The following is a 26,093-nucleotide window of genomic DNA, read 5'->3' as shown; positions in this document are numbered from 1 at the left end:
TTATAGAAGTAACGATAATTATCAGCTCTAAGGATTTTATACGTTATAGAAAATTAGCTTGTCGTTACATTAACAAAGCCTTTCTAATTAAACATTATAGGAAAAATAAATATTACGAAAGCTGCCCAAAGTCCGTAGATTGGTAAATACTTCGTAACGGCATATTGGATAGCTGTCGGCCCTGATTTGTTTTGCAAGAAACGCATATAGGAGAACATAATCCAAATGAGATTTGCCCAGATCAGTATGTTTACACCTAAAACAGCAAGTCTATTAGGTGTAATCCCGTAAGAAGAAAGTCTGAATACAATGGCTGACAATGCGACAGTGTCAATAATAAGCGCCAGAACAATTAAGGCAAAATTTATATAATCTGAAATGCTCTTTTTCTCGTCTGAATCACTCTCAACGATAGAAAATATAGTAACAGCCAATACACCAAGGAGTATTCCGTTAAAGGCCATTAGGAAATTACGATCCAAGAATGGATTTTTCCCGACCCAAATTACCGTTATAAGATAAATAAACAATGTGATCAAGACAAGCGGACTAAAAATTTTAGATATGTATGGTGTAATATTTTTAGCAAGTTTAAGATTCAATGATACTAAGTATGCAGCCACTACAGCGAGAGCGGCAGCTCCAAATAAAACAACATTACTAAAATAGAACTCTCCTATATCCAAGTCAACAAAGCTAAATAATCGCATGGTGAATAATGCTAGTATCATTCCGCTCACTGCCATGCTTGCGTAGAGAAGACCGTATTCTAAATTAAATTTAATATACGCTAATCTTGTACTACCTTTTGAATATTCATTTCCCGTAAACGCAAGTCCCAATAAGACCCATAGCAATATAGGAAGATGTAAATACGCAAGGATACTGCTGTCTTTATAATTTAATGGCAACATATTAAGGTACAACCCGGCAATTAGGAACAACGCTGCAAGTAAGTAAATAATACTTTTTTTCGGGGTATTATTGTAAATAAAATAAGCAGCAATAAAGGGAATTACACCAAAAGCCAAGTTAATTGGAGCAATTGCTTCCTGCTCGACAAAGTGGAAAATGATTCTAGTGCTTAGCCCAGCTAGAATAGCTAACATGCCCATGAATAAGAAACCTTTTTGAAACAGCGATATTTTTTCTTTATTTGCCGTCTCCTTGAAATGCAATCTTTCATACCAAGCAGCTAGCACCTGAGAATCAGGATTTTTATCCCATGCTTGTGAGAATGACTTTTTAAAAGCTTTCGGGTCTTTTCTATACATTCTCTCCAACTCATGAGGGTTATCCATATTTTCAATAATCAAATTGTTAATGTCCATATTTATACCTCCTCTAATTTTAAAAATAACGTTGTTAACTTTTCTATAAAAAGCACCACAATTATTTATTCTGTTTTTGATTTTAATATAATTTTTATCGTTTTACAATAAATATTTATTATTTTATAAAATATTTTTATTGCATACTTTCACAAACATTGGTGTAAGCTACTTTTGGTTGTTCTCTTAATTGCTTATTTCCATTTTCTAATTCCTTATTTTCCCTTTATATAAAAGAAGTTCCCTATAAAATAGATTTTTTCAGTGTATACTCTATAGGGTACAGTTTAATTGGCATACTTTTTTATTTGTTGAAACCACTTGTCCCAAAGTAAAGAACTTTTTCTTCCGAATTTTTATGCTTCATAGTTTTTTTAAAATTAAAGTACCTGACATAAAAAGTACCTTCAACTATAAAGGAATATTTTTTCACCTGTAAATTGTAAAATGTACCTTATGACTCACGAAATAGTAATGATAAATATATAAGTTTCCTAGCCAAAAATAAACTCTAAGCAATCCTAAAATATCTAATCTTCCTTTATATATTTTCATCCACTTTAAATAAGATAACAGCAACTTCGATTTGCTTTTTACTACTCTTTTATGAATCAGTATCTTTTAAAATAATCACATTTTATTTGCCACATTAGAAATTTGTTTATTATGAAAGTAGACTTTTTCTTCTAAGTATTTCGCTACTTCTGGTTTCAACCCTTGATATAGGCCCGTTAACATTTTTATTTTAGCAATAGTAGCTCTTTTATTACTAAATTTATTTTCTAACACATATTTAAGATGAAGAACAAAACTCAAAGTTTCAAAATGTAAGAGAAAATGAAGATGGCCAGAGATAAGAAAGAATTTTAATTTACAATAAATTCTTTTAAAACATAATAAAGTTGTTTAAAAAATGCTGGTCATGTTATTTAACAATTGGGCCATTTAATAGAATAACTCCTTATACAATTTATTTGAATTTAATTAATCTAAAGGGGGATGACCCACCATCATATTTCCTAGCTACCATCTATCTTGGTGGTTCCACACCCTACCATAAGACCGTTAAAATACTTATTGTGTGGACCTTTTTGGATTAGTGCAAGTATGTAAAAATTTTAGCAATGGTATGAATATAGTGTTTAACGCCTTTAAGCTTACAGACGGCCGTCCTGTATAGTCTCCCTTATGTGTTGGAAGTTAATTAATTCCCTAGGAAGACGAAAAAAAGGCTGCTCTTAAAAAGTTCACAATCAGTGGGCAATCCGTTTAATGAGTTACTTGAAACGATCATTGAAAATTCACCTAAAGTGGGGGGAAATGATGTATAGACCAATATGGACTGAAATTAGCCTTAGTAATATTTCACATAATATTAGTGAATTTCGAAAAATAATACCTAACTCAACAATAATAATGGCCACCGTAAAAGCGAATGGTTATGGGCACGGTGCTGTCGAGGTTTCCCAAAAAGCGATTAATAGTGGAGTGGATTATCTAGCGGTGGCCAGTTTAGAAGAAGCTATTAAACTACGAAAATCAGATATTCAGGCACCTATACTTATACTTGGATACACACCTCCATCAGCATCGAATCATGTTGTTTATTGGGATTTAACACAATCAATTTTTGATATGGAACATGCAGAAGCTTTATCAAAGTCTGGGCAAATCTTAGGAAAAAAGGCAAAGGTTCACGTCAAAGTCGATACAGGGATGGGACGATTGGGACTTCAAGCAGAAGGAGCAAGTGATTTTATCCATATCGTGTCAAAAATGGATGGGCTGTATCTAGAAGGAGTGTACTCGCATTTTGCTACCGCAGATGAAGCCGACATACGGTATGCAGAAAAGCAAAAGAACCGATGGAGAAGGTTATTGGAAGAATTGGAGAAACAAAAAGTTTCTATTCCCATATTTCATATTGCCAATAGTGCTGCAACAATAGAAATGCCAGATATGACCTACGATATGGTTCGTATTGGTATTTCAATGTATGGCCTTTATCCATCTAAAGAGGTGAATAAAACAAAAGTTAATCTTAAACAAGCAATGCAGTTAAAAACCAAAGTCATCTATATCCAGACACTTGAGAAGGGGGATGGCGTATCATATGGAGCAACTAGTATTGAAAGAGATAAAGCAATTATTGCAACTATTCCAATTGGTTATGCAGATGGGTATTCGAGGCGATTATCTGGAACGGCTTATGTCCTTATACACGGACAAATAGCTCCTGTTTTTGGTAGAATATGTATGGATTTTTGTATGATTGATGTTACTGATATTAAGGATGTAAATATTGGTGATGAAGTAGTAGTTTATGGAGGTCAAGGGGATTATTTCATATCATTAGATGAAGTGGCAAATATGTTAGGAACCATATCGTATGAAGTTGCTTGTAACTTAGGTCAGAGAGTCCCTAGAATTTACAAATAACCAGCTAAAGACAGTATTCATCATAATTATCTCAATTGTTATGTATTAGGTCCCTATGTTGAAAAGATATGAAATGGATGTAGCGTCATAACCCTTTTTCCAGAATAAATACGTAGCTTTATTCAAAACATGTTCTTTGTTAATATTTATACTTCTACCTAATTTATAATACTCCCATTCATATAATTTATTTTGAAATCAAGCCTTCCATTCATGAGATTTTATTTAATGCTCAAATCAGAATTTTAACAGAATTAACGGAAAATTATCTCCTTCTGATTTTTCTCTAGCCTAGTTAATTGTTCCCCAGTCTAATTAATTTTTCCTTTTGGACACTTCAATTGGACCAAGCTATATTAAATTAATATGGTGGAAAATTGTTTCCACCATATAAAATGCATCTTCATACCCAGATGTTCCAGATAAATATAGCTTGACTAATTGTAGAAAAAGCATGACATAAATTTGTCATGCTTTTTCTTTTCTATAAATATTTTTTCAAACCTAGTCTGTTACAGAAGCTTCTACTCAAGAAAGAACTTTTTTATTTATTGACACCACTTAATTCTCAAACACAAAATTAATCTTATTATCTTTCCACTCTAACATCGCATCAAACGTTTTCTCGCCTTTTTTAAAGCCTTTAATTAAATCGGTCTTTTCACCTTTTAAGAGCTTTGTCATATTCTTTTGTGAAATTGTTTTACTTAATATTTTCTTCGAGATGGTAAAGTCACATTGCGTTGTGTTGTAGTTAGAACAACCGTAAAACGTTGACTTATCAATCACGTCGCCATCACATTTTTTACAACTACCAACCTTTTTACCAGTTGTAAATTTCGATCCTTTTCGCTCAATCGATTCAACATGTAATCCAGTGAAATCCCACTTCTCCGACATTTCCACTGCATCTTCAATAATTTTCGCTGATAGCTTTTTCGTTTGTTCCATAAATGTAGCTGGTGATGCTGTACCTTCCCCAATTTCCGCAAGGCGCTGCTCCCATTTCGCTGTCATTTCTGGTGAAGCCAGTATTTTATCACCGATTGCGGTAATTAATACTTTCCCTTTATCGGTTGCATACACTTGGTTTTTCTTCACATCTATATATTTACGGTCTTTCAGCATCGTAATAATTCCAGCGCGAGTTGCCTCTGTACCTAAACCTTCTGTTTTCTTTAATACTTTCTCAAGCTCTTCGTTCTCTAAATACTTACCTGCCGTTTTCATTAACGTAATAAGTTGACCTTCTGTATAACGCTTCGGTGGCTGTGTTTTTCCTTCTTTCACTTTCACCTTTACAACTTTCCCTTGTTCACCTTCTGCGACAATTGGAAGAATTGTTTCGTCATCTTTATCATCTTGGAAAATAACTTTACGCCAACCTTCTTGAATTTGCTGTTTTCCTTTTGAAATAAATTCAGCACGTTCGTCTACAAGAGTTGTAATCGTTGTGTAGTCAAAGATTGCTACTTCATAATGCGCCGCAATCAGTCTTCTTACGATCATATCGTAAATTTTCTTTTCATCACCTGATAGTTTGCTTGGATTTGTAACTTGCTCTGTCGGTATAATTGCATAGTGATCTGTCACTTTTTTTTCATTCACATAACGCTTATTATTCATAATTGATTCAATTGGTGCTGGCAATAAACCTTTATATTCATCAAACTGACTTAACTTCTGTAAAATATCAGGGAACGTCGCTGCTTCTCCTTGTGTAACATAGTTAGAATCCGAACGCGGATAAGAAACTATTCCTTTTTGATATAGGGCTTGTGTTATATCAAGCGTCTTTTTCGGTGAAAATTTAAAAGCTTTATTAGCTGTCGCTTGCAGTGCTGATAAATTAAATAAAAACGGCGGCTGAAACTCTTTACGCTCCGTTTTCATTTCTTTTACTACAGCCGGTTTACCTTGGCAAAATGCTGCAATTTTATTTGCCATATCAGGGTCTTGTAAGCGGGATTCACTATCCTTCTCCCATTTCCCCTCATACTTCTTTCCTTCTATATTAAAGGTTGCGAACACTTCCCAAAACGGCTCAGACTTAAAGTTTTCTATTTCTTTTTCACGCTTTACAATTAATGCGAGTGTCGGTGTTTGTACACGACCAGCTGAAAATACATCGTTCATTCCTTTTTTCTTTAGCAATATACTAAAGACACGTGACGCATTCATACCAACGACCCAATCCGCACATGACCTTGTATACGCCTCATAGTACGTATTGATTGTATCTGCTTCATCTAATAAATTTTTAAATCCTTGATATATAGCTTGTTTCGTTAAAGATGAAATCCAAAGACGTTTCATCGGCTTTTGCACGTTACAAAGATTTATAATGTTTCGTACGATTAATTCCCCTTCACGACCAGCATCGCCCGCGTGAATAATTTCTGTTACCTGAGGGTTATGTAACAGCTGTTTCACAACGTTAAATTGCTTATACTTTGACTTTGTTACCTCAAACTGAAAACGCTCTGGAATCATCGGTAACGTATTAAGTGACCATTTTTTCCACTCTGCGTGATAATGCTCTGGATTACATAACTGCGTCAAATGACCAATTGCCCATGTACAGTACGCTCCATTTGGAAATAACTCATTCGCTTCTACTTCTAAATATCCATCTTTCCGTCGATATTTAAACTGTGAAACAAGAGCCAAACCTTGATCCGGTTTCTCGGCAATAATTAATTTCATTTTATAACTCCCTATCTGTATTCCAGTGTTACTTTCATTGTCTATCTGTTTAGAGGCGATGATAAAAGAACAATCTTATTTATCATTCGCGGGTTACTCCCAGTAATGGGATAACTATAATATTATACGCTTATTCTTTATGGCTTCACAATAGAAACTCATTATATAACAATTTCTTTCTCATGCTCACAAATAAAAAGATGCTCAAAAAATCAAGCACCTACTTACTTACATTTATTGAATTGTGCAGATAATTTGCAGATATATATTAGCATAAGTATTCTCCATACGAACATATGATGAAATGAATGATAGGACAGGGAGGTATCATAATGTTCGCTTACACAGCAACCATCTTAACACTTTGTTGTATCTCGATTCTTATTACATCTTACATTTCTAAACGCAACGGTACCCTAATGGAGTATATGGTATTTATTATGTCTTTTAGTATGAGTACGGGTTTAAGTATCGGTTTTTATTTAGGTATTCTTTTTAAAGGAGAATTACTATATTCTACTTTGCTTGCTATTTTGATTAGTGGTTGTATCGGTTTTTTAGTCGGTCTACGTTTTCACCTATTTACTGCTTTAGAAGGAATGTTCTCTGGATTAATGGCAAGTATGATGGGAGCAATGATTACAGAAATGTTAAACGCTCAACAAGCTCATAGTATACTGTTTATTAGTCTTTTACTTACGATAACAATAACTATGTCATGTATGATTCAACTTTTATCCGACACCTTTTCTACTTTTATTCAACGGCGTTTTTTGTTATTACTATCAATTAGTGTGGCAATTATCGTTGCCGTATTCGTGACATTCCCAGATCATACTCCCCCACCTTCACCCGGGCATGATCAACATATACATTGACTCTTACACCGAAAATGAATAAGCAGCTATCCATAGGATAACTGCTTCATTTCATTCTGGCTTATTAGGAATGTTTGGGTTTGAAACATAATCAGATTTATAATCTGTATATTTCACTTCTGTTACCATCCCGGCGGAAGCATGGTGTAAATCATGACAGTGGAACATCCAATCACCCGGATTATCTGCTACAAAGGCTACTTCATATTCTTCACCTGGTTTTAGGTTCAAAGTATCTTTCACAATTGGAGAACCTTCTATCGGTTTTCCATCTTTACTCAACACCTGGAAGAAGTGACCATGTAAATGCATCGGATGATCGTCCATTTTAGAATAATTCACCAATTTTACTTTTACTAAATCACCCTTTTTTACTGGAATCGGGTCAATGTCTGGAAATACCTTTCCGTTAATTGTATATACCATTTCATTTTCATTCATTTGCGTATTCAAGTCCATATTATATGTGGCAGTAAACTGCTGATCTAACGTGAAACTATCTAGTTTTTTAGCACCATATTTCGTCATATCTAATTTCGATAATTTTTCTTTTTCATCTGCTTTATCTTTCCTCTCTTTGCTGCCATCATATTCAATAACAGCTTTCATTCCTTTTACACCTTTATTTGCTGAATGGTCTTCAACATACCATTTCCCAGGATTATTAGCAGTAAATTCAATATCATAACGTTCACCAGGTGCGATTGAATTTACTTTATCCTTTATAACTTTTGGATCGTTTATTGGTTGACCATCTGTCGCAATTACTTTTATATCATGACCGTGAACGTGTATATCATGTGATAGATAACCAGCATTAACGAGTCTAAGACGAACTTTATCTCCCTTATTCACTTTTAATGGTTCTACTAAGCCCCCGCTTTTACCATTGATTGTGAATAAATCATACATACTCATATCATGACCTTCCATCTTCATATTTCCATGGTCCATTCCTGCCATATTACTAGAGTCTTTTTTATCACTGCCCATGTCCATACCGGAATGATCCATGTCGTTCCTATCATCATTCTTTTTCGTATTTTCATTATCCTTACTAGATTTATTACCATCTGCTTTTTCTGTTTTTCCTTTTGTCATTTCTTTTAACTGTTTATTAATCTCTTCTTTATCTGTTACCCATTCATCTAACATTAATGTGTAATCTTTATCATATTTTTCCTTTGTATCTTCCACAATGAGCGCTCCATACAAACCTCTATCTAATTGATTTACAGAATCTTGATGTGAATGATACCAATACGTTCCTGGTACATTCGCTTCAAACTCATAGGTGAAACTTTTTCCAGATTCAACCGCATCTTGCGTCACACCTGGAATTCCATCCATATTATTTGGGACAGGATACCCATGCCAATGAATAGATACTGGTGCAGATAGTTCATTTTTTAATGTCACTTTCACCTTTTCGCCTTTTTTCACCCGAATTTCTGGACCAGGAGATGAGCCATTAAATGTCCAGACTGGAACAATAACACCGTTACTTAATTTTTGCTTTTCTTCTTTCGCTATTAAAGTAACTTCTGGTCCTATTTCAACTTTCAATGGTTTTGTAGTCGTTTCAGTCTGTGGTGTTTTTTTATCGTTCATATTTTTATGATCATTTGTTGTATTTGTGGTCGCAGAACATGCAGCAATTAAAGATATGACAGAGACTGTAACTGCCGTTAACACAAATCTCTTCATGGAAACCCCTCCTTTTTCTTTTTCAAAATCATTATAAAAAATGATTTTCAAGAAAATATGGAGATATGCAATGAGCTAAATAAAAAGACGCCCAAAATTGAGCGCCTCTTCTAATGATTATTTCGTAACAACTTCATCTTTTTTTACATTTACATTGTTTTCTCTCATAAACGCTTCAATCTCTTCAACTTCTCTAATAATATCTTTTGACAAGTTTTCATGCCCGTCTTTCGTTACAAGAATATCATCTTCAATACGAATGCCAATTGATTCTTCTGCAATATAAAGACCAGGTTCAATTGTTATAACCATACCTTCTTCTAACACTCTCTCTTTATATGTTCCTACATCATGCGTATCTAAACCAAGGAAATGGCTAACACCATGATAATAGTATTTTGATAACTCTTCGTCTTCTTGAATTAAACCAATTGCTTTACACTCTTCTACTAGTACCTTTTTTGTATGCTCATTTAATGCAGCAAACTTTACTCCTGGCTTGATGAGTTTTGTTGTTTCTTTCAATGCTTTTAATACAATATTATACATTTGTTTTTGACGACTAGAGAATGTTCCATTTACCGGGAATGTATAACTAATATCAGCATTATAGTAATCTTTTTGAGCGCCTAAATCTAGTAGTACTAAATCACCATTTTGAATTTGTGCATCATTATCTTCATAATGAAGAACTGTAGCATTTTTTCCACTTGCCAAAATTGTATTGAACGCATGATGCTTAATACCAGATGATTTCAGTGTGAAATCAAACTGAGCTTCTAATTCATATTCCATCATGTCTGCTTTTGCATGCTTCAGAACGTTGTAAATACCTTCTTTCGTTACAGCAATTGCTTCTTTAATAATTTCAATTTCTTCTTCTGTTTTAAACACTCGTAATTCACAAATATTCGGATATACATTACCAATTAAAACGTGTGGATACTGTTCTCTTACATGTTTAGCAAATGCTAGCGTTTTTGTCTCCGTACCATTCCACTCACGACGCTCTAAATCTAAATATAGATGCTTCACATTTTCTGTAAAAAGTATATTTGACATTGTCTTTTCAAAGCTATCTAAATATACAACTTTCTTTATACCTGAAATTTTCTCTGCTTCTTCGTTAGAAACTGTTTTACCGACCCATTTTTCCATTACTGGATCTGACTTTTCAATGAAAAGTGTTTCTTCTACACTATTTCCAAACTTCTTCAACATGAAAATAACATTTGGTTCATCAATTCCTGTTACATAGTAAAAATTTCGATTCGGCACAAATTTATAATGTGCATCCGCTGACATATGAGGTGCTTGTCCAGCGAATAAAATAGTAATAGATTCATCTGGTAATGTGTTTACTAATCGTTCTCTATTCTGAGCAAAAAATGTTGATTTCATAATAATCCCCCTAGCGTTCTATGTATACGTGTAAATCTAATTACCCAATACAATTCATTCTATTATTGTTATAATTTTTCGTCAATTGATAGTACTCATGGAGAAAGGAAAATTTTCATTACTAGTCCCCCTTCCAATCTAAATTATGCATACTACTCCACAATTTCTTGACATTTATTCCATATACTTAAAATCTCATATATAGGAAAGGAGCTACAACTTTGAAACATTATGTAGCAACAGGATTAGCAATTACTTCTTTATTCATCATTTCAGGATGTTCTAGCAATGCCGAAACAGCAACAGTGAAGAAAGAAACGGTGCAATCTCAGCGAAAACATACAGAAGCAGTAAATACGATTCCGCAAAACTTCTATACAGAAATTACATCTGGAAAAATCGAGCACATTCATGGAATTGGCTATGCTGGAAATATGCCCGGGGTTTCTATCGCCACTCATAGCGGAATAAAAGTTTATCAAAATGGAAAATGGTTTGAAACTAAAACTTCGCTACATGATTATATGGGATTTCAAGCAACGAAGAATGGGTTCTTTGCCAGCGGTCATCCTGAACGAGGTGCAAATTTAAAAAACCCTTTAGGATTAATGAAAAGTTCTGATGGCGGTAATACCCTCGAAAAGCTAGCTTTTTATGGAGAATCTGATTTTCATAACCTTGCTGTCGGATATAATACGGAAGCAATTTATTTATACAATGAGCGTCCAAATTCCAAATTGCAACAAGGTTTTTATTTCAGTACGAACAACGGACAAGATTGGAAAAATAGTAAGTTAAAAGGTCTTTCAAGTACGATTCATTCCTTTTCCGTACATCCTGACCAACCTAGTGTAGTCGCGGTAAATGCTAAAGACGGTGTTTACTTATCTACAGATTACGGAAATACATTTGAACTATTCTCTAAATCACTTGAATCGACAGCAGTTACATTAAGTAATGAAGATGTTATTTACGCCCCTATCAATAAACAACTCGTAACGAGGAAATCAATTGCTACAAATGAAGAAACAAACATACAAACTCCATCTTTAGATTCTAAAGATGCAATTATGTACATATCACAAAATCCTCAAAATTCATCTGAAATAGTATTTGCTACAATGAAAGCAAATGTGTTTCTTTCTACAGATGAGGGGAAAACGTGGAAGCAGATTACGAAAGAGGGAACATTCCAATTTAATTAGAAAGGTGAATATAACGTGTTTTCAACAATTAGCGAGTGGAGTTATCAACTCATGTCTCCTTTAATGGATGTCGCAAATGCTACGAAATCAATTCCTCTTTTATTTGCATTTTTATTAGGCATTGTAGGTACCCTTGCTCCTTGCCAATTAACAGGAAACATTAGCGCTATTACACTTTATGGGAATCAATCTTTACAAAAGGGACATGCGTGGAAACATATATTGTTATTCATTTTAGGAAAAATAATAGCTTTTACAACGCTTGGACTATTCGTATGGTTCTTAGGAAAAGAGATTCAGCAAATATTAACTTTGTACTTCCCGTGGTTACGAAAGATAATTGGACCTTTATTAATTTTAATGGGGCTAATGTTGGCAGGTATTATTAAAGGACGAAATTTCTTCCCGATCAAATTTATACGGAAACAAAATGAGGTTGGCTCATGTTTACTTGGATTCTTCTTTTCCTTAGCTTTTTGTCCGACTATGTTCGTTCTATTTTTCGGAACGCTAATTCCTTTATCTTTCTCATATAATTATGGTTACTTGTTTCCGACATTCTTTTCAATAGGAACTGCTCTACCAATCGTTGTCCTTATGTTCATCATCTTCTACCTCGGATTAAACGGAGCATTATTGAAAAAGAGCCGAAAAATAGGGAAAATTATTCAGCTTATAACCGGTGTTCTTCTGATATTAATCGGACTTTATGATACTACTCTTTATTGGTAATATATACAAAAGGTAAGCTTCAGTGAAATGAGCTTACCTTTTGTATCATTTTTTCTTTTGTTGTAGTTGATTTAGTAAATTCTTAACAAATGCTAAGAACAGCGGATCATTCTCTTTTTTAGGTGACCATTGCATAATAAGTTGTCGTGGAATTTTAATTTCTATCGGTTGCACGATAAAGTCATGAATGATTTGTTTATGCAGTCCTGATAACGGAACGATTGTTATACCGTTAACTTGTAAAGTAAGTGCTAATGCCGAGCTAATTGACTCTGACTCCATCACTTTATTAACTGTTATTTCATTTTTCATCAAATATGGTTCAAGTACTTCTTTACAACCAGAAAGCGGCATAATAAAAGGATAATTTTTCAACTCTTTAATAGTAAGGTTAGGTGGAATAGTCTTTGAAGAAACCATAACATAAGGATCTTCACCAATAACTTCATAATGAAATCCTTGTATTAAATTTTCTTTTATAGAAATAGAAAAATCTGCACTTCCAGAAGACAACCAATCTAAAACTTCTTGATAGCTTCCCTCTCGAACTGCAAGCACATACTGACTGTGATCAAAATTACCTAATTCGATACACTCAGCCAAACAATATACAGTAACTGAAGGATAAGTAGCTAATACAATTTTATACAGGCTTTTATTTTTCAATTTTAAAGCTGTTTCTTCAAGATTTTCATACTCGATTAGAAGTCGATCTACACAAACTAAAAATTCTTTTCCATTTTCAGTTAAAACAGTTCCTTGTCTAGAGCGATCAAATAATGTGATAGCATATCGTTTCTCTAATTTGTTTATAATATGAGTTATAGCTGGCTGTGTCATATGTAACTCCTTAGCAGCTAAACTAATGCTGTTCAAACGAGCCACGTATTTAAAAACTTTAAAATCAAAAACGTTCATTTTGTTCTCCTTATATAAAAGATATTTATATCATCTATAAATAAGCTTCATTATATTTATCAACTCACTTCATATAAACTAATTATACATCATCAATATTACGAAAAAATAAACATATAAACATTAGAGGAGTGTTGATTAAATGAGTACTTACGTTTTAGTACATGGGGCATGGCAAGGTGAATGGGCATGGGAATTAGTAAAACCTCAACTAGAGGCTTTAGGTCACACTGTTATTACACTAGACTTGCCTGGAAGCGGGAAAGATATGACTCCCTCCCAAAATATAACGTTAGATTCCTATGTTAATGCAGTAACAGCTACTATAAATCAACAAAACGAAAAAGTTATCCTTGTTGGACATAGTATGGGTGGAATTGTGATCACTCAAACAGCTGAACTTATACCAAATAAAATCGATAAATTAGTATATCTTTGTGCATTCTTACCACAAAACGGAGAAAGTCTTGGTAGTAAATTAGATGGTGAAGCTGGTCCACAATTCTCAATTAATGAGAATGACATGACTGCAGAACTTATACCAGAGTTGATTGAACAAACATTTTTAAATGCTACAGAAAATGCAGCTATTAAAGAATCTTCTTTCAAACAAATGCGTCCTCAGCCACTAGGACCGTTTCAACAAGAGCTAAAAATTTCTGAAGAAAACTTCGGAACTATAGATCGCATTTATATTGAAACAACTCTAGATAGAGCGATTCCAATTGATTTTCAGCGCCGAATGAATACAGAAACTCCTTGCGCGAAGGTTATTACTTTAGAAGCTGATCATTCACCGTTCTTCTCTAAAACATCAGAACTTGTTAGTCACTTTCATGAATTAAGCTAAGCTTTATATTTTCCTTGTAGACACCCACTTACTGTAATACGGGTGTCTACTTTTCTTTTACCCTTCTTGACATATTCATATAAAAAAGTTAAAATAACTATAAATTAGTAAGTAACTAATTTAATTTAAAATTAGAGGTGAACAAAATGAAAAACATTTTATTCCGTATTAACGAATTATCAAAAAAAGAAAAAGCATCTGGATTAACAGTTGATGAAAAACAAGAACAACAAATGCTGCGTCAAAACTATACAAAAACATTTCGTGGCAGCTTAGATTCCATTTTATTAAACACAAAAATTGTTGATCAACATGGTCTTAACGTTACACCAGCCGCATTACAAGATGCTCAAATACGTTTGAAATTAAGCAAATGAAATCAAAGCTAAATAAACAATCGTATAAAACATAAAAAGAGCCGGAATTCCTATTTAGAAATTCCAGCTCTTTTTATTGTCTTTTCTAATTTAGTAAACGAGCGATACATCGCAATTCTCCACGATACAATCATCGCAAATGCGAGTAAGAAAAACATTCCGCTTAACTCTGCTAAATCAATTGATTGACTTAAATATGATTTTAACGCTACTCGTACAGCCAATAACCCGACTAAAATAAATATGAATGCTTTTGACGGTTTCATATATACATGTTCGCTTCTTATTTCAAACTTAGTTGTTTTAATAAGAAGTAGAGAGAAAATAAGTCCTAGGCTAATTGCCTCTACTATTTCTAACGATGTTAATCGAAACTCTGGTAAGAAGTACATCATTGCGCCAGTACTCATAAAAATTGGCGGTAATATAATTTTCTTTTTCGTTACCGGTTTTTTTGCTGCTTTAAAGCGAAGAAACATGACCCCAACAGCCATACAAACTGCTACAATACTTGATAAAAGTGCTATCATACTCTCCCCCACTCCTATCTATTTAAAAGACTTTTTGAGCAAAATCATAAACCAAACGAGCCCGATACTTATAATAACATGACCTAATCCAGCCATATGGCTTAAACCATTAAAGTCAGTTCCATTTACTTGTAGAAGTCCTCTCCATAGCATTGTAGCGACAGTAAAAGTTACTCCTACATTATAAACAACAAACCACGCATGAAAACTCTTTGTTTCATGGACATGAAATACTTTAAATAGAGCCAACGCGATTAAAAAGAAGACGAAGCCGAGCACTAATACGTGTGTATGCAATAATTGCAACATTGTGGATCCTTTAATTCCTTGTGCTTTCGAATACTCTCTTGCAAATACTCCTGATAATAAACCTATAATTAAGTAAATAAATGCTGCATTATATAATTTCTTCATTCTATTCCTCCTGCTGTAAACTTTCCATATTCGCTGCAATCATTTTACGGAAAGTTTATGAACGGAATATGAACAAAATATTACATCCAACTTTTGAAAATAAAAAAGCCATTCCACAATTAATATTTGCGGAATGACTTTTCAACTTATTTTAAATCTTCTATTGAGAAAGCACCTGGAAGTAATTGCTCAACAGTCACTTCTTTTTCATCACCTTTTACATTCGTTAGTAAAACTGGCATTTTCGGTTCACAGAATTCAGCAATTACTTGTCTACAAGCACCACATGGTGATATCGGTCCGTCCGTTTCGCCTGTAATAACTAAGTAACTAAAATCGCGCTCACCTTCTGATACTGCTTTAAAGATCGCTGTTCTTTCTGCACAGTTACATAAACCGTAAGAAGCATTTTCTATATTACAACCAGTATAGATTTTACCTTCTTTCGTAACTAATGCTGCGCCAACAGGAAATTTCGAATACGGAATATATGCTTTTGCTAACATCTTATTTGCTTCTTCGATATATTTTTTCTTATCCATATTATTTCCTCCTTAAAGTATGTGTAATTATGATTAATCAGTAATAACTGTATGAACTAATTTAGGAGCCACTGCTGTTTCAGCAATAGAAATATTTTCATAAATTTTTGCTTTTACATCTTCTACATTTTCACGATTTGCATAGATCGTTACGAATGGCTCGCCTTCTTTTACTGCATCGCCAACTTTTTTACGTAACATTAATCCTACTGCTAAATCGATTTCATCTTCTTTTGTCGCACGGCCAGCACCAAGTAGCATAGCTGCGATACCAATTTCATCTGCAACAATGTTAGAAATAACACCTGAAGTTTTTGCAGGTACATCAATTACATACTTCGCCTGTGGCATTTTTTCTGGATTGTCTACAATTGAACTATCTCCGCCTTGATTGCTTAAGAACTCTTTAAACTTCTCAGTTGCTTTTCCGTTTTTCATAACTTCAATTAGCATTTCACGAGCTTCTTCTAACGTATTTGCTTTTTTCGCAAGTACGACCATTTGACTTCCTAATACAAGTACTAATTCCGTTAAATCTTCTGGACCTTCACCTTTTAACGTATCAATCGCTTCTTTCACTTCTAGAGCGTTACCAATCGCAAATCCAAGAGGTTGTGACATATCTGAAATAACAGCCATCGTTTGACGTCCTACATTATTTCCGATACGCACCATTGCATGTGCTAATTCTTTTGCATCTTCTTCTGTTTTCATAAATGCGCCAGCACCTGTTTTTACATCAAGTACGATTGCGTCAGCACCAGCTGCAATTTTTTTACTCATAATTGAACTCGCGATTAAAGGAATTGAGTTTACTGTTCCTGTTACATCACGTAATGCATAAATCTTTTTATCTGCAGGTGTTAAGTTTCCAGTTTGTCCAATAACAGCTACTTTGTCACGGTTTACAATATCAATGAACTGCTCTTTCGTAATTTCAACGTGGAATCCTTCTACAGCTTCTAATTTATCAATTGTTCCGCCTGTATGTCCTAAACCACGACCAGACATTTTTGCTACTGGTACATCTAAAGCAGCTACTAATGGTCCTAATACTAATGTTGTCGTATCACCAACACCGCCAGTTGAATGTTTGTCTACTTTAATTCCTTCAATTGCTGATAAATCGATCGTTTCTCCAGACTCAACCATCGCCATCGTTAAATCTGCACGTTCGCGATCTGTCATATCTTTAAAGAAGATTGCCATTGCAAGTGCACTCACTTGATAATCCGGAATACTTCCGTCTGTATATCCATTAATAAAGAATTTGATTTCTTCAGTCGTTAATTCTTTGCCGTCACGTTTTTTCGCAATAATATCTACCATTCTCATTACAATCACCATTCCTTTTTATATGATATGAATCTGTTAAAATAATAAGCCTACGATTGTTGCTGATAAGAAACTTACTAATGTTGCACCGAAAAGTAATTTCAAGCCAAATCTTGCGACTACATTCCCTTGCTTTTCATTTAAGCTCTTAACTGCCCCTGCAATAATTCCAATTGAAGAGAAGTTTGCAAATGAAACTAAGAATACAGATATAATCGCTGTCGTTCTATCTGAGAAATTAAAGTTTCCTTGTGCTAAATCTGTCATAGCGACAAATTCATTTGATACTAATTTTGTTGCCATAATATTTCCGGCATTAACTGCTTCATGCCAAGGTACACCCATAATAAATGCAAATGGTGCAAATACATAACCAAGAATTTCTTGGAATGAAATACCGATTACACCTTTAAATACTGCATTAATGAATGCGATAAGAGCAACGAAACCGACTAACATAGCTGCTACTGTAATCGCAACTTTAAATCCATCTATAATGTATTCCCCTAATACTTCAAAGAAAGTCTTTTTCTCTTCTTCTTGTACTTCTAACATATCTTCTTCTTCAGTAACTTCATAAGGGTTAATGATAGAAGCGATAATAAAACCACCGAATAAGTTAAGCACTAAAGCGGTTACAACATATTGCGGTTTTAATAACACCATATATGATCCAACGATAGACATTGAAACGGTAGACATTGCAGATGCACATAATGTATACATTCTTTTCTCTGGCAATAACCCTAGTTGTTTCTTAACTGAAATAAACACTTCAGATTGTCCTAAAATCGCAGAAGCAACAGCATTATATGATTCTAGTTTCCCCATCCCATTTACTTTACTTAATGCTAGACCGATAGATTTCACAATAATAGGTAATACTTTAATGTGTTGCAAAATACCTATTAAAGCTGATATAAATACGATTGGCATTAATACACTTAAAAAGAACGAAAACTCTTTTTGATTTACTAATCCACCAAATACGAAATTCACACCGTCAGCGGCATATTTTAATAGCTCTCCAAAACCATCTGCTATTCCGCTAATTAATATATTCCCTACACTTGTATTTAATAATAAAAACCCCAAAATGAATTGTAATATAACCATCGTTATGATTGGGCGATATTTGACTTTCTTTCTATCATTACTAGCAAGCCAAGCGATACCTAAAATCAATACGAGGCCAAAAATACCGATTAAATATTTCATAAGCCGTCTCCTCCCATTCGTATCCGCTTACATTTTTTTCAATTGTTAAAGCAATAGATACACTTTACTTTGTGTATCTATTGCTTTTGACTTCATTAATGTTTAGTAGTTATCTGTAGCACCTTTTGCATCATTTAATACGATTGCAACACTAGCACTTGCTCCAACGCGAGAAGCTCCAGCAGCTACCATTTTGTCTGCATCTTCACGTGTACGAACGCCACCAGATGCTTTTACACCAACGTTTGGTCCAACTGTTTTGCGCATTAATGCGATGTCTTCAGCAGTTGCTCCGCCAGTTGAGAATCCAGTTGAAGTTTTTACGAAGTCAGCACCAGCTTTTACTGATAATTCACAAGCGCGTACTTTCTCTTCATCTGTTAATAGGCAAGTTTCAATGATTACTTTTACAAGAGCTTTTCCTTTTGCTGCTTGTACTACTTCATAAATATCTTTTTCAACGAACTCGTTATCGCCATCTTTTAAAGCGCCTACGTTGATTACCATATCAACTTCAGTTGCACCTTTTGCAATAGCATCTTTTGTTTCGAAAGCTTTTGTTTCAGTAGTGCTTGCTCCTAATGGGAAACCGATTACAGTACAAACATCTACATCATGTCCAGCTAATTCTTCAGCAGCTAGCTTCACCCATGTAGGATTAATACAAACAGAAGCGAATTTATATTCCTTTGCTTCTTCGATTACTTTCATAACATCTTCTTTAGTAGTATTAGCTTTTAAAATTGTATGGTCAATTAACTTTGCAATGTTCATTATCTTCACTCCTCATATCTTTTAACAACTTCATTCTAACTCTTAGTTGAACAAATGTAAATACACTTTTGAAATTTTGTTCATTCTTTTCGGAAAGGAATTTTTCAATAGTAAATAAAGCGCATTCTAACTAAGAAACAATTCATATTTAAAATCAAAACTTTTATATTAACAATGGTAGTATGTATCTCAATATCCATAATTATTTTTAAAAAGGCAATTTGTATTCAAAAAACACTCCCATAATTCATACATAACAAAATAAAAGGCTTTCTCAAAATTAACACCTTGAGAAAGCCTTTTATTTCTAACCTTTTTGATAATGTAACAATTCTTTTGCTGTATGCTGATCGATAATTAATACATTTGCATACCCGCCACGTAACGCACCATCAATTGCTTTTATTTTTCTATTACCACCAGCAACTAAAATAGAACGTTTCTTTAATTTCAGTTCTTCTAACTCAATTCCAATTGTACGCTGATTAATCTCTTCGCTACTAATCTTTCCGTCTCCATCAAAGAAACGTGAACAAATGTCACCGACCGATTGTTTTTTGAGCAAATTCGTTTCATCCATATCGAAATAACCTAATCGGAATAATAGTGCTTCGTCTCTCACTGTTCCTACAGTGAAAATTGCAACATTCGCTTGTTTCCCCATTTCGATAATGTGATGAATATGTCGATCCTGCTCTACTAATTCTTTTGTCACTGCATTATCAAATATAACTGGAAGGGGTAGATTTCTTGGTGTCGTTTGAAAAGCATCTGCAAATAAAGCAATCGTTTCATTCGCATATGTATTTACACTCGAATGACTAATACCACCTTTTAACTGAACAACTTCTACACCTTTTACATGTTGCGGTACGATTTTTCTAGCGATTTCATACATCGTCATTCCCCAGCTTACACCAACGATATCACCGTTTTTAACCGTCTTTTCCATATACTCAGCTGCATATTTACTAATATACTCTGTAATCGTTGCATATTCTGGCACTGGTGAAAAAACGACATGCGCCTCTAACAAGTTGTACTTTTCTTTCAGTAAATTTCCAACGTTATCTAAATCAGCAAATGGATCGGCTATGCTAATTTGAACAAATCCTTTTTCTTTCGCGTACTTTAATAATCTAGAGATAGTCGGTCTTGAAATATTTAATTTATTAGCAATTTCTTGCTGACTATAATCTGATTGATAATATAATCTTGCAACTTCAACGCTTAATTGTTGTTTATCTTTATCCATAGTAACTCATTACATATCCTTTCCTGTATTTCCTTTTCGTTACAAGCATTATACAGCTTTATGCAAAAAAATTCGACTACCGAATTTTTATCTAACTGAACTTCTACTACACTTATTATATATAATGAAAACTTATTGTGTAGATTTACAAACTCAATATAGATACGCTTGAAACATGTAAATCAAGTAATATTTAATTCATACTTTTTCTGCAGTAACGATAACAAATCCGTTCAAAATGTACGAATCAAGTTATTTAACATAGAAAAGTTGTATATGAGGCCTAGGATATTAAAGACTGTTTTTTCTCATACCTATGGAATTTCCGTCCGTTTTTCTGTAAGAGATTGAACTGATGAAGCAATAATTTTATTATCTAAAATACAAAAGCTGTACAGAACAAAGAATATAGATTATGTATCCATGGAGATGCAATCCCAATCTTCATTTTTATAATTGATTAACCAAAACAAGCCCCTTCGTCTTTCAATAACAATACTTTCCTGCATACCTGCAGTTGCTTCTCTCTCATTAATTCTATCATGTACACAAGCCCAATGAAGCCGATAAACGAGGTCGGCCTCATCCAAAATCTCTTCTGCACTTCGCAATCTTGTTTGTTGATAAAATTCATTAAAAGAACTACAATCAGAAACAAGTTTAATTGCATAATGACAGTCACAGATTTCTTTCGGAAATTTCAGTGTATTCACGAGACCAATTGACCAAAGTAAAACCCATTGGGCTTCATACTGCCATGCAATCTGTATCGCTTCTTTCACATCAGGTTTCTCTGAATTTAGGAAATTTCTTTCCTGCCTCGTTAATGATTCAATCACATCAAATTTGTTCAGCAGCCCCATGACAAACTCTTTGGAAATTTTCAAATCTCCTTCTTGGGCAACATCACAAGCATATTGTATGACAATCAACAAAGCTACCGCTCTCTTCGTAATCTCTTCTCGATTTCTTAACTGAGTACTTGTCAAAGGAGGCAATTGAGGCAATCCTTCGATATATGGAATCCCTTTATCTTGCAGGTAGCTTATCGCTTTCTGTTTTCTTTTCTCCCCATCGGTAGAAGTATTATTCTGTCCCATTATTTTGTTCGTACATGCTTGAGGAGTAAATTCTGAAGGACCAGAGGATCCATCCGGAAATACAATTACTTTTCCATCATTCCCGATGAGAGTTCGATCAGGGATAAAACCAATACCGTTTACCTGATTAAGTAATTTAAGAAACAACTCCACGTATTCATCACTATAATCCTTCTTCGTCTCTATAGCAATTATGGTATTAATTACAGAAATTTGTGCCAAAACCATCCTCTTAAGATGTTCTTCTTGAAATTCAATTTGATCGTACATGTGCATCATTCCAGGAATATTATTGGAAAAATAATCAGGAGTTGATTCTTCAGAATCCACCCGAATAATAATTTTATTTTTGCCAAATAGTCTTTTCGATTGAATGGTATATTCATTTTTATTTCGTTCAACCTTGAATCCATTTTGGAAAACTTGAGTAATGAAACCTTCTACATCACTTGTATCATTCCTTGATGCAAATATCGTAAAAAACCTCAATTTTCTCCCTCCTCTAATTCTTATATTCTTCTTAGCTATTAAATTTAGAAAAACAAAAGAACATAAACTATTTAATATATTAAACAGCCTTTTATTATGACTTGTTCCTCAACTAAAATCTATTTGATTCTCTTAGTTGTTATTATAAATAATTATACTATCCAGTTTGGAGTATTGCTAAATGCCCATCAACTTAAAGGAGCTATTTGCTTTTCTTAGCTTGATAGCGATGTGGTGCTACCTCTGTTTTAGTAGGTTGGTAATAGTTATTTTTTAGAATATATGTGAAATCAAAAAGCTTTGAACTGGATTTTTATCATGCATTAAACTTTAGAATTCATAAAATTTTTCTGTAGATAATTTACTTTATAACTCTATACTTAAATCCAGTATAAAACTTTTATATTCTACATCTACTTAAATTGAGTTCCCTTACTATTACCTCTTTAACTGCATTTTTTGTTGCACTAATTATGGGATAGTCTGTAGATATATCACACTTCCCTACAGTTAGGTTACTTAGATTTTTTGCTTCTTTGTTTGCTGCATCTATTAACTTAGAAGCTGTCTCTTACCTTTCACTACCTATACCAACCTCCATTTTTTCACCTTTATCTAAACCGCCTTGTATGATTTCCACCCCATCTTTTACATAAATCATCACTTTACCTACATTATATTGTACTGGGAAATCTTTTTGTCCACACTATAACCTACTTATTTTTCCATCAACTCTAAATAAAGTTTAGATAATTCTTTTAACTCTTCTGAATTTTTCTTCATTGACTTGCTGAAAATATGATAACGTGTATAAAGTTTATAGAAAATGTTTTCCCTCCAGATTCCCCCTTATTTACTCTGTAATATTTAGCGTTTAAGCGATGTTCTACTCCCATAAACGCTCCAATAAAGTAGTCCTTGCCGTATTACAAATAAAAAAGGATCTAATATTTATTTCATTTAAAAAATGTTTTAGACTATAGAATAAAGTATTAGACTGTTAAAAAATAGTTGTAGACTGAAAAGTTGTATTTGTGTTTTTAAAATAAATTTACGATATTTTGTCTCTTTCAATTAAGGAATTACTTACACTTCATTTTTTCTTAGTGGACCAACAACACGGATTAATTAAATATCAACAATTAAGATACCAGAACTCTAAAAAAAGGGGTGAGGATTATGATGAATAAAGAAATTCAAAAATTGTTTGATGATCTCAATTTATTTGCCAGACAGATCGCAAAAGTAAGATTATCAAATTTGTCATTCGACGTATACGAATTCAAAGATAAACATGTGAAGCAAGTAGACTTAATATTTGCCAGAAAAAATCAATTTGATACTATTCAAGAGGCATTTTCTGCACTATTTAAAAAAGAATTGTTCGATGGAGAGAACTGGGATATTATTGATGAACCAGACCCTTCAGATAAACAATGGCTAACCGCACTAAAAGATTTCTGGATTAACGCATACTATTCAAGAGTATGTAATAGCTTAGAGTTATTAAACAAAAATGATTTTATAAGTAGATTTAAAAGGGATTTAGCTGATGTGAATGTACCAGAACAAGTTATTAAAGAACTCTTAATTAGATTGAATCATATTGAAACAATACAAGTACAAAAGGGATATGTTTATGATTGCATATTCGGACAATCTGATAGCCATTATTTTTTGTTTGAATGGGGAATATATGATTAAAATGATTACAACTATTATGATTATGAAGAAGCGCACTTAAAGTTATGGGGGCGTCAATGAAATAACAGATAACAAAACAATCAAACTTTTTTATAAAATCTTTACACCACTTTTCAAGAAAGAACTCCATTTTAATCATTCCTTTTTCAAAATGGAGTCTTTGTGTTTGTCATAAAATCAAGATACATACAATATTTCGAATCAAAATTAAAATCAAACAGTTAACTTTTTTTCCTCCATAACAGTATCTCTATTCACTATTTTCAAGTAGAAATGCGATACTGTTGTAATGTAGTATGGATAGATCCAAAGAAACGGGATACCAAATGTGAAAAATCCGATGATAATCCCTAAAATAAACCATCCGATAAAACTTAACGATAGCAGGAATAAATCTAATTTATGTCCTTTCATCAGTTCTTGACTCTTTTTAATTGCTTCACTCGCCGTATATTCTGGATGATCTAACAAAATATAGTAGGCCATAGAATAAGAGATAAATTTTATAATACCTGGTACAATTAATAATACACTCCATAAAAGTGTGTATACAGTCATTAAAGTAGTCACCTTTATAGATCTAAACACATTACTTTTTCGAAATCCTTCAAATAACTCACCAATTGTAGTAGATTCTTTTTTCGCTAAACGCAATGTAACTTTAAGATACCCATAATTCATAATGCCTTGTGCACCTATTAAACAAATAAATAGAACAACAAAAACAAGTAAATAAGAAAAAGCACCTGCTGCATTTAACTTTTCGTCTCCTGAAATGGAAAAACTAGAATTCATTATTTCACTTAATAAGATACCAAGAAACAACAGTGGAAATCCTATAATTAGCATACAAACCCTAGAAATAATATGATAAAGAAACGATGACAATACCGCCAATCCCCATTTGTCTTTTAATGAAGATACGGCCGCTTTTTTTAAGCCACTAATCATTTTGATCCTACCTTTCAATTTTTTCCTTTTATATGAATTACTTTTACACAAGGAATAATAACGTATTTTAACAAAATTTTTATTATATATAATTCCGTTAATATCTAAATGAATGGTGAAACTGTTCCAAAAGTGTTATTTTTAAGTAAGTATCAAATTCAGTACTTCTAATGTTTTTTTAACACTACTTGACTAATTTTAGTATGTTTATTTTCAATCTATTAATCATGTAATTTATTTAAAACACCGTGATGAATATACTTGCTACATAAAATCCATTACCAAACTGAAATCATTCTATAATAGCTTTAATTAAGTTCGAAATGATCAAAAACACTCGGAATTAGCCATTTCAGTTTTTCTTCATGCATCTTTCTCTTACCATATTTTTCAATAAGTACGTGAACCATACCACAATCTTCTATGTGCAAAATTAGATTTAAGTCTGCAAAAAGTTTTTTACGATATTCCATATTTTACAATGAGTTAAAATCGTGAATAATTTTATCCAGTTCATCATAATCCGCACTTACGTTAATAATGTGCTAAACTAGCTAACATATATATAATTTTATATAGAAAACCCCAACAAAAATGTATCCATTCTTACATAAACAGTTTTTTAGTTTTTATTCTTGTTCAATATGGTATAGAAAAAGATTAATTATTTACAAGACAAGAAGCTAGGAGATGTTACATATGAAATATTTTGTAATAGAAGATGATGAATTATCAAGCTGTGGTGAAGAGACAATATATGTTTTTGAACATAGCAAAGGAAAAAACAGTTACGACACGATTAAAACCTTGGAAGATTTTGCAGCAACATGCCAATTCATTGAACGAAGAAATACGCATTGGTTTTGGTATAAAGGAAAACACGTTAAAGATATGCCTATTTGGGAATTCGAACAAAAATTTAGAGCTGAACAAGAAGAACTGAAAACAATATCCCAAGAAGAATTCACAGAATTGAGAAACAGATATGCCCCACTTATTAAACCTATCGAGTTCCCTATTAAAGGAATCCGAATTGCTTATGCTTATGAACCAGAGTGGAATGATGAATTTTTTGTTATGGAAACGGAAGAAAGTTATTTTTCCGTATATTGGTTTACAACGGCTTAATAATCGTTTTAATAACAAATCAACAGGTTTCTTATCCGAAAGGACTTTCGATAAATACTGATTAGGTGTTTAGAAAGTTTCTTCAAAGTCAGGGTGTCTAGGCTTGGGT

Annotated in this window: 22 protein-coding genes and 1 pseudogene; 8 read left to right on the top strand and 15 right to left on the bottom strand. The window is 33.2% G+C overall.

Annotated elements, in window-relative coordinates; translation table 11 throughout:
- Positions 1-83: 83 nt before the first annotated feature.
- Positions 84-1,331: a DUF4153 domain-containing protein gene (locus tag ACLBWW_RS15440; protein WP_048543244.1), complete on the bottom strand. Its 1,248-nt coding sequence runs from the start codon at positions 1,329-1,331 to the stop codon at positions 84-86.
- A gap of 1,323 nt (positions 1,332-2,654) precedes the next feature.
- Between ACLBWW_RS15440 and alr the strand changes: the two genes are divergently transcribed.
- Positions 2,655-3,770, top strand: a complete 1,116-nt coding sequence (alr, locus tag ACLBWW_RS15435) for an alanine racemase (RefSeq protein WP_048543245.1) — start codon at positions 2,655-2,657, stop codon at positions 3,768-3,770.
- Positions 3,771-4,331: 561 nt separating this feature from the next.
- Here the strand turns inward: alr and topB are convergent.
- The gene (gene topB, locus ACLBWW_RS15430) at positions 4,332-6,476 is read right to left on the bottom strand and encodes a DNA topoisomerase III (protein ID WP_048543246.1); all 2,145 of its coding nucleotides are present in this window, start codon (positions 6,474-6,476) and stop codon (positions 4,332-4,334) included.
- 332 nt (positions 6,477-6,808) lie between these two features.
- On the opposite strand from topB, the gene ACLBWW_RS15425 reads away from it, so the two are divergent.
- On the top strand, positions 6,809-7,354 hold the full coding sequence (locus ACLBWW_RS15425; RefSeq protein ID WP_098049265.1) for a hypothetical protein: 546 nt from the start codon (positions 6,809-6,811) through the stop codon (positions 7,352-7,354).
- Positions 7,355-7,405: 51 nt separating this feature from the next.
- On the opposite strand, the gene ACLBWW_RS15420 is transcribed toward ACLBWW_RS15425, so the two are convergent.
- Entirely contained in the window at positions 7,406-9,061 is a 1,656-nt protein-coding gene (locus tag ACLBWW_RS15420) for a multicopper oxidase family protein (RefSeq protein WP_098221756.1), read from the bottom strand.
- Positions 9,062-9,178: 117 nt separating this feature from the next.
- Entirely contained in the window at positions 9,179-10,462 is a 1,284-nt protein-coding gene (locus tag ACLBWW_RS15415; RefSeq protein WP_098068197.1) for an aminopeptidase P family protein, read from the bottom strand.
- Between the two features lie 221 nt (positions 10,463-10,683).
- On the opposite strand from ACLBWW_RS15415, the gene ACLBWW_RS15410 reads away from it, so the two are divergent.
- On the top strand, positions 10,684-11,667 hold the full coding sequence (locus ACLBWW_RS15410) for a F510_1955 family glycosylhydrolase (RefSeq protein ID WP_048543249.1): 984 nt from the start codon (positions 10,684-10,686) through the stop codon (positions 11,665-11,667).
- A gap of 15 nt (positions 11,668-11,682) precedes the next feature.
- A complete protein-coding gene (locus ACLBWW_RS15405; RefSeq protein WP_240519136.1) occupies positions 11,683-12,399 on the top strand; it encodes an urease accessory protein UreH domain-containing protein in 717 nt (238 codons plus the stop codon).
- A gap of 45 nt (positions 12,400-12,444) precedes the next feature.
- On the opposite strand, the gene ACLBWW_RS15400 is transcribed toward ACLBWW_RS15405, so the two are convergent.
- Positions 12,445-13,317, bottom strand: a complete 873-nt coding sequence (locus ACLBWW_RS15400) for a LysR family transcriptional regulator (RefSeq protein WP_048543250.1) — start codon at positions 13,315-13,317, stop codon at positions 12,445-12,447.
- A gap of 142 nt (positions 13,318-13,459) precedes the next feature.
- On the opposite strand from ACLBWW_RS15400, the gene ACLBWW_RS15395 reads away from it, so the two are divergent.
- Together ACLBWW_RS15395 and ACLBWW_RS15390 are read left to right on the top strand one after the other, a co-directional pair.
- Positions 13,460-14,167, top strand: a complete 708-nt coding sequence (locus tag ACLBWW_RS15395) for an alpha/beta fold hydrolase (RefSeq protein WP_447614119.1) — start codon at positions 13,460-13,462, stop codon at positions 14,165-14,167.
- A 146-nt stretch (positions 14,168-14,313) separates the two neighbouring features.
- On the top strand, positions 14,314-14,544 hold the full coding sequence (locus tag ACLBWW_RS15390) for a DUF896 domain-containing protein (protein ID WP_000789775.1): 231 nt from the start codon (positions 14,314-14,316) through the stop codon (positions 14,542-14,544).
- 50 nt (positions 14,545-14,594) lie between these two features.
- Here ACLBWW_RS15390 and ACLBWW_RS15385 read toward each other — a convergent pair whose 3' ends face one another.
- From ACLBWW_RS15385 to ACLBWW_RS15345, 9 genes and pseudogenes are all read right to left on the bottom strand, one after another.
- Entirely contained in the window at positions 14,595-15,074 is a 480-nt protein-coding gene (locus tag ACLBWW_RS15385) for a CcdC family protein (RefSeq protein ID WP_046959113.1), read from the bottom strand.
- An 18-nt stretch (positions 15,075-15,092) separates the two neighbouring features.
- A complete protein-coding gene (locus ACLBWW_RS15380) occupies positions 15,093-15,488 on the bottom strand; it encodes a DUF2871 domain-containing protein (protein WP_048543252.1) in 396 nt (131 codons plus the stop codon).
- A gap of 146 nt (positions 15,489-15,634) precedes the next feature.
- Positions 15,635-16,030: a cytidine deaminase gene (locus ACLBWW_RS15375; protein ID WP_000358522.1), complete on the bottom strand. Its 396-nt coding sequence runs from the start codon at positions 16,028-16,030 to the stop codon at positions 15,635-15,637.
- A 33-nt stretch (positions 16,031-16,063) separates the two neighbouring features.
- Positions 16,064-17,365: a pyrimidine-nucleoside phosphorylase gene (locus ACLBWW_RS15370; protein ID WP_001983022.1), complete on the bottom strand. Its 1,302-nt coding sequence runs from the start codon at positions 17,363-17,365 to the stop codon at positions 16,064-16,066.
- A 36-nt stretch (positions 17,366-17,401) separates the two neighbouring features.
- Positions 17,402-18,583 carry a NupC/NupG family nucleoside CNT transporter gene (locus ACLBWW_RS15365; protein ID WP_000876170.1) on the bottom strand — a complete coding sequence of 394 codons (1,182 nt, stop codon included), beginning with the start codon at positions 18,581-18,583 and terminating at the stop codon, positions 17,402-17,404.
- Between the two features lie 102 nt (positions 18,584-18,685).
- On the bottom strand, positions 18,686-19,357 hold the full coding sequence (gene deoC, locus ACLBWW_RS15360; RefSeq protein ID WP_001017444.1) for a deoxyribose-phosphate aldolase: 672 nt from the start codon (positions 19,355-19,357) through the stop codon (positions 18,686-18,688).
- 307 nt (positions 19,358-19,664) lie between these two features.
- Positions 19,665-20,612, bottom strand: coding sequence for a sugar-binding transcriptional regulator (locus ACLBWW_RS15355; RefSeq protein ID WP_048543254.1), 948 nt, complete (start codon positions 20,610-20,612; stop codon positions 19,665-19,667).
- A gap of 413 nt (positions 20,613-21,025) precedes the next feature.
- Positions 21,026-22,201 carry a DUF4272 domain-containing protein gene (locus ACLBWW_RS15350; protein ID WP_447614118.1) on the bottom strand — a complete coding sequence of 392 codons (1,176 nt, stop codon included), beginning with the start codon at positions 22,199-22,201 and terminating at the stop codon, positions 21,026-21,028.
- A 571-nt stretch (positions 22,202-22,772) separates the two neighbouring features.
- Positions 22,773-22,993 (bottom strand): annotated as a pseudogene (locus ACLBWW_RS15345) (hypothetical protein); the annotation flags it as partial.
- Between the two features lie 390 nt (positions 22,994-23,383).
- Here ACLBWW_RS15345 and ACLBWW_RS15340 point away from each other — a divergent pair.
- Positions 23,384-23,905, top strand: coding sequence for a hypothetical protein (locus tag ACLBWW_RS15340; RefSeq protein WP_447614136.1), 522 nt, complete (start codon positions 23,384-23,386; stop codon positions 23,903-23,905).
- Between the two features lie 213 nt (positions 23,906-24,118).
- Here the strand turns inward: ACLBWW_RS15340 and ACLBWW_RS15335 are convergent, their stop codons facing one another.
- Positions 24,119-24,856, bottom strand: coding sequence for a DUF975 family protein (locus tag ACLBWW_RS15335; protein ID WP_016134164.1), 738 nt, complete (start codon positions 24,854-24,856; stop codon positions 24,119-24,121).
- A 699-nt stretch (positions 24,857-25,555) separates the two neighbouring features.
- Here ACLBWW_RS15335 and ACLBWW_RS15330 point away from each other — a divergent pair.
- Positions 25,556-25,984 carry a hypothetical protein gene (locus ACLBWW_RS15330; RefSeq protein WP_000873462.1) on the top strand — a complete coding sequence of 143 codons (429 nt, stop codon included), beginning with the start codon at positions 25,556-25,558 and terminating at the stop codon, positions 25,982-25,984.
- Positions 25,985-26,093: the final 109 nt, after the last annotated feature.

This window comes from Bacillus sp. M5A3_1b (genome assembly GCF_053345335.1).
The sequence above is the reverse complement of the archived record's forward strand: the minus strand, read 5'-3'. Positions and strand labels throughout refer to the sequence as shown.